General features: G+C 68.3%; 14 protein-coding genes. 7 read left to right on the top strand and 7 right to left on the bottom strand.

What is annotated here, in order from left to right; translation table 11 throughout:
* Positions 1-35: 35 nt before the first annotated feature.
* Entirely contained in the window at positions 36-1,184 is a 1,149-nt protein-coding gene (hemW, locus tag U0R18_RS18735; RefSeq protein ID WP_526371180.1) for a radical SAM family heme chaperone HemW, read from the bottom strand.
* Between hemW and U0R18_RS18730 the strand changes: the two genes are divergently transcribed.
* The 7 genes from U0R18_RS18730 (at position 1,141) to U0R18_RS18700 (ending at position 8,463) form a co-directional block, all read left to right on the top strand.
* The gene (locus U0R18_RS18730; RefSeq protein WP_526371178.1) at positions 1,141-1,398 is read left to right on the top strand and encodes an Ms4527A family Cys-rich leader peptide; all 258 of its coding nucleotides are present in this window, start codon (positions 1,141-1,143) and stop codon (positions 1,396-1,398) included. The genes hemW and U0R18_RS18730 overlap by 44 nt on opposite strands.
* 116 nt (positions 1,399-1,514) lie before the next feature.
* Positions 1,515-3,194, top strand: coding sequence for a nitrite/sulfite reductase (locus tag U0R18_RS18725; protein ID WP_526371176.1), 1,680 nt, complete (start codon positions 1,515-1,517; stop codon positions 3,192-3,194).
* A 5-nt stretch (positions 3,195-3,199) separates the two neighbouring features.
* Positions 3,200-3,895 (top strand): phosphoadenylyl-sulfate reductase, encoded by a 696-nt coding sequence (locus U0R18_RS18720; protein WP_526371174.1) that lies wholly within the window; start codon positions 3,200-3,202, stop codon positions 3,893-3,895.
* Complete coding sequence (locus U0R18_RS18715) at positions 3,895-4,611, top strand: sirohydrochlorin chelatase (RefSeq protein ID WP_526371276.1); 717 nt, start codon at positions 3,895-3,897, stop codon at positions 4,609-4,611. The genes U0R18_RS18720 and U0R18_RS18715 overlap by 1 nt, the downstream gene beginning before the upstream one ends.
* Positions 4,612-4,924: 313 nt before the next feature.
* Positions 4,925-6,304, top strand: a complete 1,380-nt coding sequence (locus U0R18_RS18710) for an MBL fold metallo-hydrolase (RefSeq protein ID WP_526371171.1) — start codon at positions 4,925-4,927, stop codon at positions 6,302-6,304.
* Positions 6,297-7,511 (top strand): NAD(P)/FAD-dependent oxidoreductase, encoded by a 1,215-nt coding sequence (locus U0R18_RS18705; RefSeq protein WP_526371169.1) that lies wholly within the window; start codon positions 6,297-6,299, stop codon positions 7,509-7,511. The genes U0R18_RS18710 and U0R18_RS18705 overlap by 8 nt, the downstream gene beginning before the upstream one ends.
* A gap of 88 nt (positions 7,512-7,599) precedes the next feature.
* A complete protein-coding gene (locus U0R18_RS18700) occupies positions 7,600-8,463 on the top strand; it encodes a sulfite exporter TauE/SafE family protein (RefSeq protein ID WP_526371167.1) in 864 nt (287 codons plus the stop codon).
* Positions 8,464-8,469: 6 nt separating this feature from the next.
* On the opposite strand, the gene U0R18_RS18695 is transcribed toward U0R18_RS18700, so the two are convergent.
* The 6 genes from U0R18_RS18695 to U0R18_RS18670 form a co-directional block, all read right to left on the bottom strand.
* Positions 8,470-9,513: a sulfate/molybdate ABC transporter ATP-binding protein gene (locus tag U0R18_RS18695; protein ID WP_526371165.1), complete on the bottom strand. Its 1,044-nt coding sequence runs from the start codon at positions 9,511-9,513 to the stop codon at positions 8,470-8,472.
* A gap of 20 nt (positions 9,514-9,533) precedes the next feature.
* The gene (gene cysW, locus U0R18_RS18690; RefSeq protein ID WP_526371163.1) at positions 9,534-10,346 is read right to left on the bottom strand and encodes a sulfate ABC transporter permease subunit CysW; all 813 of its coding nucleotides are present in this window, start codon (positions 10,344-10,346) and stop codon (positions 9,534-9,536) included.
* Positions 10,343-11,212, bottom strand: coding sequence for a sulfate ABC transporter permease subunit CysT (cysT, locus tag U0R18_RS18685; RefSeq protein ID WP_526371161.1), 870 nt, complete (start codon positions 11,210-11,212; stop codon positions 10,343-10,345). The genes cysW and cysT overlap by 4 nt, the downstream gene beginning before the upstream one ends.
* Positions 11,209-12,252, bottom strand: a complete 1,044-nt coding sequence (locus U0R18_RS18680) for a sulfate ABC transporter substrate-binding protein (RefSeq protein ID WP_526371159.1) — start codon at positions 12,250-12,252, stop codon at positions 11,209-11,211. The genes cysT and U0R18_RS18680 overlap by 4 nt, the downstream gene beginning before the upstream one ends.
* Positions 12,253-12,390: 138 nt before the next feature.
* Entirely contained in the window at positions 12,391-12,483 is a 93-nt protein-coding gene (locus U0R18_RS18675) for an Ms4533A family Cys-rich leader peptide (RefSeq protein WP_353378917.1), read from the bottom strand.
* Between the two features lie 101 nt (positions 12,484-12,584).
* Complete coding sequence (locus U0R18_RS18670; RefSeq protein WP_526371156.1) at positions 12,585-12,791, bottom strand: hypothetical protein; 207 nt, start codon at positions 12,789-12,791, stop codon at positions 12,585-12,587.
* Positions 12,792-12,829: the final 38 nt, after the last annotated feature.

The raw sequence follows: 12,829 nt of genomic DNA, 5'->3' as shown, positions 1-12,829 counted from the left end.
GTAAATGTAGCCTAACCTTGCTTTCGGGTGGCGGGTCAGCCCAGCAACGACCGCACCACGCCGTCGGCCAGCAGCCGGCCGGCGTCGGTCAGGACCAGCCGATCGTCGGAAACCCGCAGCAGACCCTCCGCGACCGCCGTCTCCGATCTGGCCAGTTCGGCGCCATCGAGCACCGCGGTCGGCAGCCCGTCGCGCAGCCGGATGCCCAGCAGCACCTCCTCGACGTGCCGGTCATCGGGGTCGAGGACCTCGGACCCGGCCACCGGCAGCCGGCCCTCGGCCAGCGCGTAGGCGTAGGCGGCCGGCAGTTTGAGGTTCCACCACCGGGTGTCGCCGGCGAAGGAGTGCGCCCCCGGACCAGCGCCCCACCACTGCCCGCCGTTCCAATAGCCCAGGTTGTGCCGGCATTCGCCGCCCGGGCGGCTCCAGTTCGACACCTCGTACCAGTCCAGCCCGGCCGCCGCAAGCCAGCCGTCGAGCAGTTCGTAGCGCCGCGCCAGCACGTCGTCGTCCACCGGAGTGATCTCACCGCGGCGCACCCGGCGCGCGAGCGCGGTGCCGTCCTCGACCACCAGCGCGTAGGCCGAGATGTGGTCCACCCCGGATTCCAGCGCCGCATCCAGCGAGCGGTGCAGGTCGTCGTCGGTCTCCCCCGGCGTCCCGTAGATGAGGTCGATGTTGACGTGCGAGAGGCCCGCAGCCAGCGCTTCCCGGGCCGCCGCCGGCGCTCGGCCGGGCGAGTGCACCCGATCCAGGATCTGCAGGACCCCCGGAGCCACCGACTGCATCCCCAGCGACACCCGGGTGTACCCGGCCGTGCGTAACTGCGCGAAGAATTCCGGGGACGTCGACTCCGGGTTGGCCTCCGTGGTGATCTCTGCGTTCCAGCCCAGCGTGAACGCGTCCCGCACGGCGTCGAGGACATCGGCCAGCCCGCGGCCGCCCAGCAGCGACGGTGTCCCGCCCCCGACGAACACCGTGTCCACCGTGCGTCCCGGCAGTGTTTCGGCCGCCAGCGCGAGTTCGGTCCGCAGCGCCGCGAGCCAGCCGGCCGGGGTCGCGCCCCCGAGCTCACCGGGGGTGTAGGTGTTGAAGTCGCAGTAGCCGCAGCGCGTCGCGCAGAACGGCACGTGGATGTAGATGCCGAACTGCCCGCCGGACGTCAGCGTGAGGTCGGGCAGCATGGTTCCCATTCAACACCGACGGGTTCGGCGAGCCGTGCGGTCCGGCGAGCACGAGGCGTTCCGCTCACCTCGAGCCGAAATTCGGCCAAATTGGGGCGGCGGGGCCCTCCGTGGCAGAATGACCAGCGTGATCGCCGTCCCCGCCCCGCTCATCCTGGTGGTGCGTCGGCACGTCGACTTCAAGCGCGTCTGTAGCTGTTGCTGTCTGCCTTGATGCCGTAGAGACCTGCCCACCCAGTTCCACAGCTGGCCGCCGGATCTGCGCCGCCGGATCAGCCACCCCGGTGAATCAGTGCGCTCCGAACGGTCGGTTCCTCACAAGGAGCACGAATGACCGACACCGCAGAGAAAGCGGCCCGCCCCGCCAAGACACGCGACGAGGGCCAATGGGCCCTGGGCAGCCGCGAACCGCTGAACCACAACGAGGTGTTCAAGCAGGAGGACGACGCCCTCAACGTCCGGGCCCGCATCATCGACGTGTACTCCAAGCAGGGTTTCGACAGCATCACCAAGGACGATCTGCGTGGCCGGTTCCGCTGGATGGGCCTCTACACCCAGCGCACCGAGGGCTACGACGGCACCTTCACCGGTGACGACAACGCCGACCTGCTCGAAGCGCCGTACTTCATGATGCGGGTACGCACCGACGGCAAGGCGCTGTCCGCGCAGGCCGTCCGCACCCTGGGTCAGATTTCGGTCGACTTCGCCCGCGATAGCGCCGACATCACCGACCGGGAGAACCTGCAGTACCACTGGCTCCGGGTGGAGGACGTGCCCGAGATCTGGCGTCGCCTGGACGACGTCGGCCTGCAGACCATGGAGGCCTGCGGCGACTGCCCGCGCGGCATGCTGGGGTCCCCGCTGGCCGGCGACTCGCTGGCGGAGGTCCTCGACCCGACCTCGGCGCTGAAGGAGATCGAGCAGCGCTACATCGGCAGCCCGGAGTTCTCCAACCTGCCGCGCAAGTTCAAGACGGCGGTCTCCGGTCTGCAGGACGTCGCCCACGAAATCAACGACGTGTCCTTCATCGGGGTCGACCACCCCGAGCATGGTCCGGGCCTCGACGTATGGGTCGGTGGCGGCCTGTCCACCAACCCGATGCTGGCGCAACGCCTGGGCGTGTGGGTGCCGCTGGAAGAGGTCGCGGAGGTCTGGGCCGGCATCGTCGGGATCTTCCGCGACTACGGCTACCGCCGCCTGCGGTCCAAGGCCAGGCTGAAATTCCTGGTCAAGGACTGGGGTACCGAGAAGTTCCGCGAGGTACTCGAAACGGAATACCTCCAGCGTCCGCTGCACGACGGGCCGGCACCGGAGCAGGTGCCGCACACCGTCGACCACGTCGGGGTGCAGAAGATCCGCAACGGCCTCAATGCCGTCGGCGTCACGGCGATCGCGGGCCGGGTGTCGGGCACCATCCTGACCCAGGTGGCCGATCTGATGGAGGCCGCCGGCGCCGATCGCGCCCGGCTGACCGCGTACCAGAAACTGATCATCCTCGACGTGCCCGATGAGAAGGTGGACGAGCTCGTCGATGGACTCGATGCGCTGGGTCTTTCCGCCCGGCCGTCGCGCTGGCGCCAGAACCTGATGGCCTGCACCGGCATCGAGTACTGCAAGCTGAGCTTCGCCGACACCCGTGGCCGCGCGCAGGTGCTGGTGCCGGAACTCGAGGACCGTCTCGCCGACCTCAATGCGACGCTCGACGTGCCGGTGACCGTCAACATCAACGGCTGCCCCAACTCGTGCGCCCGCATCCAGGTCGCCGACATCGGCTTCAAGGGCCAGATGGTGGACGACGGTGACGGACCCGAGGAGGGATTCCAGGTTCACCTGGGCGGCAGCTTGGGCCTCGACAGCGGGTTCGGCCGCAAACTGCGCCAGCACAAGGTGCTGTCCACCGAGCTCGGCGACTACATCGAGCGGCTTGTGCGCAAGTTCGTGAAACAACGCGAGGATGGCGAGCGTTTCGCCCAGTGGGCCATTCGGGCCGACGAAGCCGACTTGAGGTGAACGCATTGAGCACACAGACCGATCTGCGGGAACTAGCCGAGCGTGGCGCCGCCGATCTGGCGGACGCCTCCGCCGAGGATCTGCTGCGCTGGACCGACGAGAACTTCGGCGGCGCCTATGTCGTCGCGTCGAACATGCAGGACGCGGTCCTGGTCGAGATGGCCGCCAAGGTGCGCCCGGGCGTCGACATCCTGTTCCTGGACACCGGCTACCACTTCGCCGAGACCATCGGCACCCGTGATGCGGTCGAGGCCGTCTACGACGTGCATGTGGTCAATGTCACGCCGGAACTCACCGTCCCCGCACAGGACGAGGCGCACGGCAAGGATCTGTTCGCCCGTGACCCGGCCTCCTGCTGCCGGATGCGCAAGGTCGAACCGCTGTCGAAGGCCCTGGCCGGCTACCGCGCATGGGTGACCGGAATCCGCCGCGTCGAGGCCCCGACGCGGGCCAACGCGCCCCTCATCTCGTTCGACGAGGCGTTCGGCCTGGTGAAGATCAACCCGCTGGCAACGTGGTCCGACGAGCAGATGCAGGACTACATCAACACCAACGGCATCCTGGTGAACCCGCTGGTCGACGAGGGCTATCCGTCGATCGGCTGCAAGCCGTGCACCGTCAAGCCCGAACCGGGCTCCGACCCGCGCAGCGGTCGCTGGCAGGGACTGGCCAAGACCGAATGCGGGCTGCACGCCTCATGATGCCCGCGCTCGTGCTGACCGCGCACGGCAGCGCCGACCCGCGCTCTGCCGCGGTTGCGCACGCCGTGGCCGGCCGGATTCGGCGACTGCGGCCCGAACTCGATGTGCGGGCGGCGTTCCTGGAGCGAAACACCCCGAACCTGCGTGACGTCCTGCGTTCGGTCGAGGCGCCGGTGGTGACGCCCATGCTGCTGGCCGACGCCTATCACGCCCGGGTCGACATCCCCGAGATCATCGCGTCATGTCGGCCGGATGCCCGCCAGGCCATCCTGCAGGCCGACGTCCTGGGCGAAGACCCGGTCCTGGTGCACGTGCTGCGTCAGCGGCTGGCCGAGGCCGGGGTCAGCGCCGACGACCCCGACACTGGCGTCATCGTCGCGGCCGTCGGATCCTCGAGCCGCAGCGCCAACGCCCGCACGACGTCGGTCGCAACGGCTCTGGCGTCCGGTACCCGGTGGGCCGGCACACGGATCGCTTTCGCCACCGGGCCCCGCCCCACGCTGACCGACGCCACCCTGCGGCTGCGGGCCGGCGGTGCGCGGCGGATCGTCGTCGCGCCGTGGTTCCTGGCACATGGCCGGATCACCGATCGGGTAGCCGAATATGCTCGGGCCCAAGGACTTTCGATGACGGAGCCGCTGGGCTCACACAACCTGGTGGCCGCCACCGTGCTGGACCGCTACGAGGCGGTCATCGCGGCGCGCGCGGCGGCCTGACCACTAGTCTCACCGAGCAACCGATCGGGGTGGTGGTAATCATTGACCCCGCCGCCGGGTAACGCGAGTTGCGGTGGCGGTATCCACTCCATCCGCCCGTCCTCGCGCCTTCGGACCTTCCATCCGCCGGTGGCTTTCAGCTTGTGGTGCGGACCGCATCCTGTCCAGTTTGTTGCCACGGAGGCCAAAGTGGCGCATGGGCCTTCTGGTTGCCCCTTCCAAGGACCTTCGTCCCCTTGACCACGATACCCACTGGGGTATATTCGAACCGAGAAGTAGATACCCCAGTGGGTATATCGGAGGAAGGTCGAGAATGAAACTCATCCAGTACTACCTGGACTGCCTGTCACACGCGTCGTACCTGCTCGGCGACGAGAACACCGGCCGCGCCGTGGTGATCGACCCCCAGCGCGACGTGTCGGAGTACCTGGCCGACGCCGCGGAACTCGGCATGACGATCGAGTTGGTCATCGAGACCCACTTCCACGCGGATTTCCTGTCGGGCCACCTCGAACTCGCCGATGCCACCGGGGCAAAGATCGTGTACTCCGCTGTCGCGCAGCCCGAGTTCGACTTCCTGCCGGCCGCCGACGGGCAGCGCTACTCACTCGGCGACGTGACGCTGGAGTTCCGCCACACGCCCGGTCACACCCCTGAGTCGATGAGCATCGTGGTGTACGAGCATGCCGACGACGCCACCCCCTACGGCGTGTTCACCGGCGACACCCTCTTCATCGGCGACGTCGGGCGGCCCGACCTGCTGGCCTCCATCGGCTTCACCCGCGAGGAGCTGGCCGACAAGCTGTACGACTCACTACACACGAAGCTGATGACGCTGCCCGAGGCCACCCGGGTGTACCCGGCCCACGGTGCCGGCTCGGCCTGCGGCAAGAACCTGTCCACCGATCTGGTGTCGACCATCGGCGAGCAGAACCGGACGAACTACGCGCTGCGCGCCCCCGACAAGGCGACCTTCATGGACCTGGTCACCGCGGGCCAGCCGCCGGCGCCCGGCTATTTCGTCTACGACGCCATCCTCAACCGAAAGGACCGGCAGCTGCTGGACGAGCACGCCGCCCCGCCGGTGATGTCCTTCGATGAGGCCATGCGAGCGGTCGAGAAGGGCGCGATCCTGGTCGACGGGCGCAGCCCCGAGGAGTTCGCCCTCGGTCACCTGAAGGGCGCGGTCAACATCGGCCTGGAGGGCCGTTACGCCGAATTCGCCGGATCCGTCGTCAAACCCGACATCGACATCGTCCTGATGACCGATCCCGGTCAGGAGCTCGAGGGTAAGAACCGGTTGGCGCGCATCGGTTTCGACCGGGTCGTCGGCTGCCTGCCCGACCCCGAGCGGGTGATGTTCACCCACCGCGGCGAGGTGCGCACGGCATCGCGGTTGACCACCACCGCGTTCGGCGAACGACGGGCCGATGTGCCCGGTCTGCAGATCGTCGACGTCCGGAATCCGGGCGAGGCCGAGGCCGGCATGATCCCCGGCGCCGTCAACATCCCGGTGGGCCAGCTCCCGGACCGCACCGGCGAACTGGACCCGGCCCGGCCCACCGTCGTCTACTGCGCCGGCGGCTACCGGTCCTCGGTGGCGGCCAGCCTGCTGCGTCAGCGCGGCTTCACCGACGTCAGCGACATCCTGGGTGGCTACAACGCCTGGGCCGAGGCGGTCCAGAATGCCTGAGCCACAGCGAAATAACGGCCAGCACCGGATCCTGATCGTCGGCGGCGGCACCGCCGGCATCACCGTCGCGGCCCGGATGCTCCGCAAGGGCCACCACGACGTCGCGGTCATCGAACCCTCGGAATCGCACTACTACCAACCGCTGTGGACGTTGGTCGGCGGCGGCGAGGCCACGGCGGGCGAAACCCGCCGGGCCGAAGCCGCGGTGATGCCGAAGCACGCCACCTGGATCAAGAACACCGCGTCGTCGGTCGACCCGGACAACAATCAGGTCACCTGCGCGGACGGCGCGGTCTACGGCTACGACGCACTCGTCGTATGCCCCGGCATCCAGCTGGACTGGAACCGGACCGACGGGCTCGAGGAAGCCATCGCGTCCGACGGCGTATCGTCGAACTACCGCTTCGACCTCGCCCCCAAGACGTGGGACCTGGTCCGCCGTACCCGAAGCGGTTCAGCGGTTTTCATGATGCCGTCGGGCCCCATCAAGTGCGCCGGGGCACCGCAGAAGATCGCCTATCTGGCCGCTGATCATTGGCGCCGCCAGGGCGTGCTCGACAACATCGACGTGCATCTGGTACTGCCGACCCCGCGCACCTTCGGCATCGCGCCGATCGCCGACAACCTCGACAAGGTGGCCGCCGGCTACGGCATCACGGTGCACACCAACTCCGAGATCACCGGCATCGACGCGGCCACCCAGAAGGTCACGCTGTCGGCGACGGCCGAAGGCGGAACCGATGCGACACTCGGCTTCGACATGCTCCACGTGGTGCCCAAACAGTCGGCGCCCGATTGGATCAAGGCCAGTCCCCTGTCCACCGGCGACGCGAACGGGTACGTCGACGTCGACAAGCACACGCTGCAGCACGTGCGTTACCCGAACGTGTTCGCCCTCGGCGACGCCGGCTCGACGCCCAACTCGAAAACCGGTGCGGCGATTCGCAAACAGGCGCCCGTCGTCGTCGCGAACGTCGATGCGGCGCTGGCCGGCCGACCTCTGCCCGCACGCTATGACGGCTATGCGTCCTGCCCCATCGTGACGTCATCGCACGACATGCTGCTGGCCGAGTTCGACTACGACTTCCAGCTGAAACCGTCCTTCCCCCTGCTGGATCCGACCAGACCGCACCGCGCGTACTGGTACCTGAAGCGCTACGGGCTGCCCGCCCTCTACTGGAACCTGATGTTGAAGGGACTCGCGTGATGACCGCACCCACCCTCGACGGCGGGATCCGCGCCTGGCAGGACCAGGGTTTCGACGTGGCTCGACTCACCGACGCCCGGCCGGCGAAATGATCGCGCTCACCGTCGCTCTGGCGGTCCTGGTCGGCGTCTCGCTGGGACTCCTGGGCGGCGGCGGATCGATCCTGCTGGTGCCGTTGCTGACCTACGTCGCGGGGCTCCCGGCCAAGGATGCCATCGCGGTCTCGCTGCTGGTGGTCGCGGTCACCAGCGCGGTGGCCGCCATCAGCCACGCACGGGCCGGCCGAGTGCAGTGGCGCACCGCCCTGTTGTTCGGCTCGGCCGGTATCGTCGGCGCATATGCCGGCGGCCTGCTGAGCCACCTGGTGCCGGGCACCGTGTTACTGATCGCTTTCGCGGCGGTGATGGTGGCCGCCGGTCTCGCAATGCTGCGCGGCCGCCGGGAATGTCCTGCCGGTCACCGTATTCCGGTGGCCAAGGCGATCGGCCAGGGTGCCGCGGTGGGCATGCTCACCGGACTGCTCGGAGCCGGCGGCGGCTTCCTGGTGGTGCCCGCCCTGGCGCTGCTGGGTGGGCTGGCCATGCCCGCCGCGATCGGGACGTCACTGGTGGTCATCGCGATGAATTGCGTTGCGGGACTTGCCGGGCACCTGTCCGGAGCCGCGCTGGACTGGCGGCTGGCGGGCGTGGTGACCGCGGCGGCCGTCGTTGGCGCCCTGCTCGGATCACGCCTGGCCGCCCGCATCGACCCGGACAGCCTGCGGGCGGGCTTCGGCTGGTTCGTCCTGCTGATGGCGTCGCTGATCCTGGCCGAGGAGGTGGACCCGGCCCTCGGGCTGACGACCGCGGGCCTGACGGCGGTGGCCGCGGCGATGTGGTTGGGCTGCCGCACCGACGTGTACTGCCCGATCAGGACACTCCTGCACCGGACGTCCGCCGCGGCCGTGCGCTGACCGGGGTCAGGCGTCGGCCAGCACCTCGCCGACGGGCGCAACCTGCGCATCGCCCGCGATCGGCGGAACTCGGGTGGCCCGCACATAGACCGTCTCGCCGGCCTTGATACCCAACGCCTCCGCGTCACCGCGGGTGATCTGCGCGGTGAACGGTGCACCCGTTGTGGCACTGGTCAATTCGACCCGAACCTCGAAGCCGAGATAGACGACGCGGTCGACGGTTGCCTTGGTGACCCCGGTGGACTCCGCGGTGCCGTCGCCGGCGGCGATCGCCATCTCCGGGTTGCGGCCAACGCGAATGTCATGCGGGCGCACGAGGATTCCGTTCAACGAGGACACCGTGCCCAGGAACGACATGACGAAGGCGTTGGCCGGTGAGTCGTACACCTCGGTAGGCGTGCCGACCTGCTCCACCCGACCCTTGTTGAGCACCGCGATCCGGTCGGCGACGTCGAGCGCCTCGGCCTGATCGTGCGTGACCAGCACGGTGGTGACGTGGACCTCGTCGTGCAGCCGGCGCAGCCAGGCGCGCAGATCCTCGCGCACCTTGGCATCCAGCGCGCCGAACGGCTCGTCGAGCAGCAGCACCTCGGGATCGACGGCCAGTGCGCGCGCCAGCGCCATGCGCTGACGCTGGCCACCGGAGAGCTGATTGGGGTAACGAGTCTGGAATCCGGCGAGGCCGACCACCTCGAGCAGGTTGTCCACCTTCTCGGCGATCTCGGCCTTGGGACGCTTACGAATCTTCAGGCCGAAGGCGACGTTGTCGCGCACCGTCAGATGCTTGAACGCCGCATAGTGCTGGAAGACGAAGCCGATGCCGCGCTTCTGCGGCGGCACATGCGTGACGTCCCGACCGTTGATCACGATGCTGCCGGTGTCGGGTTCGTCGAGGCCCGCGATGGTCCGCAGCAGGGTGGACTTACCCGAGCCCGACGGCCCCAACAACGCGGTCAGCGACCCGGACGGCACCACGAAGTCGACGTTGTCGAGCGCGGCGAACTCGCCGTAGTGCTTGTTGGCACCGCTGACGGTGATCGCGTTGGTCATGAAGTCTCCTTGCAACATCGCTATTTTGCCGCCCTTGCCCGCCGCGCGTCGAGCACCACCTGAACGATCAACACCAGCACCGCCACCGCCATCAACACCGTCGACACCGCGTAGGCGCCGTACTCGTTGCCGCGGTTGTAGCGATCCGCCACCAGCAGGGTCAGGGTCTGCGACTTGCCCGGCAGGTTGGACGAGACCATGATCACCGCGCCGAACTCCCCGAGGGTGCGGGCGATGGTCAGCACGATGCCGTAGGTCAGACCCCAGCGGATCGACGGCAGGGTGATGCGCCAGAACGTCTGCCACCACTGGGCGCCCAGGGTCGAGGAGGCCTCTTCCTGCTCGGTGCCCAGCTCGTGCAGCACCGGCTCGACCTCGCGGATGACGAAGGGCACGGTGACGAAGATGCTCGCCAGCACGATGCCCGGGAAGCTGAAGATGATCTTGAGCCCGAAGTCGTTCTCGACGAAGCCGAACAGCCCGGCCGATCCCCACAGCAGGATCAGCGCCACACCGACGACGATCGGGGACACCGCGAACGGAAGGTCGATGACGGCCTGCAGAACGTTCTTTCCACGGAACTTGTTGCGCGCCAGCACAAGTGCGGTGGGAACACCGAAGATGACGTTCAGCGGCACGACGATCGCGACAACCAGCACCGAGAGCTGCAGCGCGGAGATCGCCGCCGGGGTGGAGATCGACGCGAAGAACTCACCGACCCCCGGGGCGAACGTGCGCCACAGGATCAGCGCGACCGGCACGATCACCAGCACGCCCACATAGGCCAGCGCCGTCCAGCGCAGCAGGTGCTTGACCCACGGCGAGAGCGTCACGGCGCCAGCTCCTCACGACGGGCGGCCCGCGATCCGACGGCCCGCAGGATGAACAGCACGACGAACGAGATCAACAGCAACACGATGGAGATGGCAGCCGCACCGGTGCGATCGTCGTTCTCGATCAGGGTGCGGATCCACTGCGAGGACACCTCGGTCTCCCCCGGCACCGCGCCGCCGATCAGCACCACCGAACCGAACTCGCCGATGGCGCGGGAGAACGCGAGTCCGGCACCGGACAGCAGCGACGGCAGCAGGGCGGGCAGCACGACGTGGGTGAAGATGGTCGGGTTGTTGGCGCCCAGCGAGGCGGCCGCCTGCTCGACCTCCTGGTCGAGCTCGAGCAGGACCGGCTGCACCGACCGGACCACGAACGGCAGCGTGACGAAGAGCAGGGCGATCCCGACGCCCCAGCGGGTGTGCTGCAGGTGCAGGTCGATCGGGCTGTTGGGCCCGTAGAGGGCCAGCATCACCAGGCTGGCCACGATGGTCGGCAGCGCGAACGGCAGATCGATGACCGCGTCGACCAGACGCTTGCCGGGAAAGTCGTCCCGCGTCAGCACCCAGGCCACCAGCAGCCCGAACACCGCGTTGATCAGCGTCACGCCGATCGAGATGGTGAGGGTGACCCGGAACGACTCCAGGGCCGAATGCGATGTCACCGCCGCCCAGAACGCCGCCCAGCCGCCCTTGGCCGACTGCCACACGATGGCGGCCAGTGGCAGCAACACGATCACCGACAGCCACAGTGTCGCCGCGCCCACCCGCAGCGTCGTGCTGCCGTGACGGGTGCCCAGGAAGGCCGGACGGGAGGGCGGCGGACTGCCACCCTCCCCGCCCGTGCCGGTGATCAGAGTGGATGTCATCCAGTGGCCTGCTTGTAGATCTTGGTAATGGTGCCGTTCTCCTTGTCGAACAGCGCGGGGTCGACCTGGCTCCAGCCGCCCAGATCATCGATCGTCCACAACTTCTCCGGGGTCGGGAAGTCCTTGGCGAAATCCGCGGCCACCGCCGGGTCCACCGGGCGGAACCCGGCCTCGGCCCACAGTTTCTGGCCATCGGGCGTGAAGAGGAAGTTCTTCAGCGCGGTGGCCTTGTCCTGATGGCTCGACGAGGTCACCACGGCCACCGGGTTCTCGATCTTGAACGTCTGCGGCGGGTTCACGTGCTCGACGGGCTTGCCCTGCCGTTCGACGTTGATGGCCTCGTTCTCGTAGCTGATCAGCACGTCGCCGGTGCCCTGGAGGAACACGTCGGTGGCCTCCCGGCCCGACCCCGGACGGGTCTTGACGTGCTCGTTGACCAGCTTGGTGACGAAGTCGACGCCGGCCTGCGCGTCCTTGCCGCCGTTGCTCTTGGCCGCGTACGGCGCCAGCAGGTTCCACTTGGCCGAACCGGAGCTCAGCGGGCTGGGGGTGACCACCTCGACGCCGGGCTGCAGCAGGTCGTCCCAGTCCTTGATGTTCTTCGGATTGCCCTGGCGCACCACCAGTGACACCACCGAGCCGAACGGGACGCCCTTGGTGGCGTCGGCGTTCCAGTCCTTGGCCACCTTGTCCGCCTTGACCAGACGCGTGACGTCAGGCTCGACCGAGAAGTTCACGATGTCGGCGGGCTTACCGTCGACCACCGCGCGGGACTGGTCGCCCGAGGCGCCGTAAGAGGTCGTGACGGCGACGCCCTTGCCCTCGGGGGTGGCCGCGAACGCCGGGATGATCTTGCTCCAGCCGGGCTCGGGCACCGCGTAGGCGACCAGCGTCAGCGTGGTGTCGGCCTTGGCGCCGCCGGTATCGCCGGCGACATCGCTCGCGCCGCCGCCGCAGGCCGCCAGGACCGATGCGGACAGGGCGAGCGCGGCGGCTGCTTGCAGCCGGCGCGGCCGGGACACCTTGGTCGTGATCTTCATCAATTGCCTTTCCGGGGTGAGTACACAGGTGAACGGGTTTGATCGGGGTTACCCGTACTCGCGAAAAGGGGGGCGGATCAGTCCTCGGGCGTACGCGCCCCAGCCGTCACCGACACCAGACCGCGAACGGGCTGAGAGTCAGCGACAACAACAGACATCGGCGACGGCGGAAAAACCCACGGCAATGAGGGCCAGGATGTGGCCACTCTTGTTGCCGGACGCCGTTTGCATGGCGGGAAGCCTAACAGGTCAGCGGGTGAGCAACCACATGACGACCACCAGTAACAGCAGCAGCACCAGCGCCGCTGTAACCCGTGACCGGGGCATTCCCGTCATGGCTGATTTTCCTCACGACGACCGAAACGCCGCGCGAGAACCCGGCGAGCGGTGATCGACCGGCCGAGCAGCCCGTCGAGGACCACCGCGGTGCCGTAGGCGAGGGCCAGCACCACCGGCATGACGACGATGACCTGCAGGACGAACCCGCGACCCGTCAGCCACAGCTCGACGCCGTCCCACCAACTCAGAATCCCGGTCATCACCGTCCACCTTAGAACCATCTGTTCAGCGGTCCCTG

The organism is Mycobacterium sp. (assembly GCF_046330795.1).
Classification (GTDB): Bacteria; Actinomycetota; Actinomycetes; order Mycobacteriales; family Mycobacteriaceae; genus Mycobacterium.
Note: the sequence above shows the minus strand (reverse complement) of the source record. Positions and strands in the feature narration are given on the sequence as shown.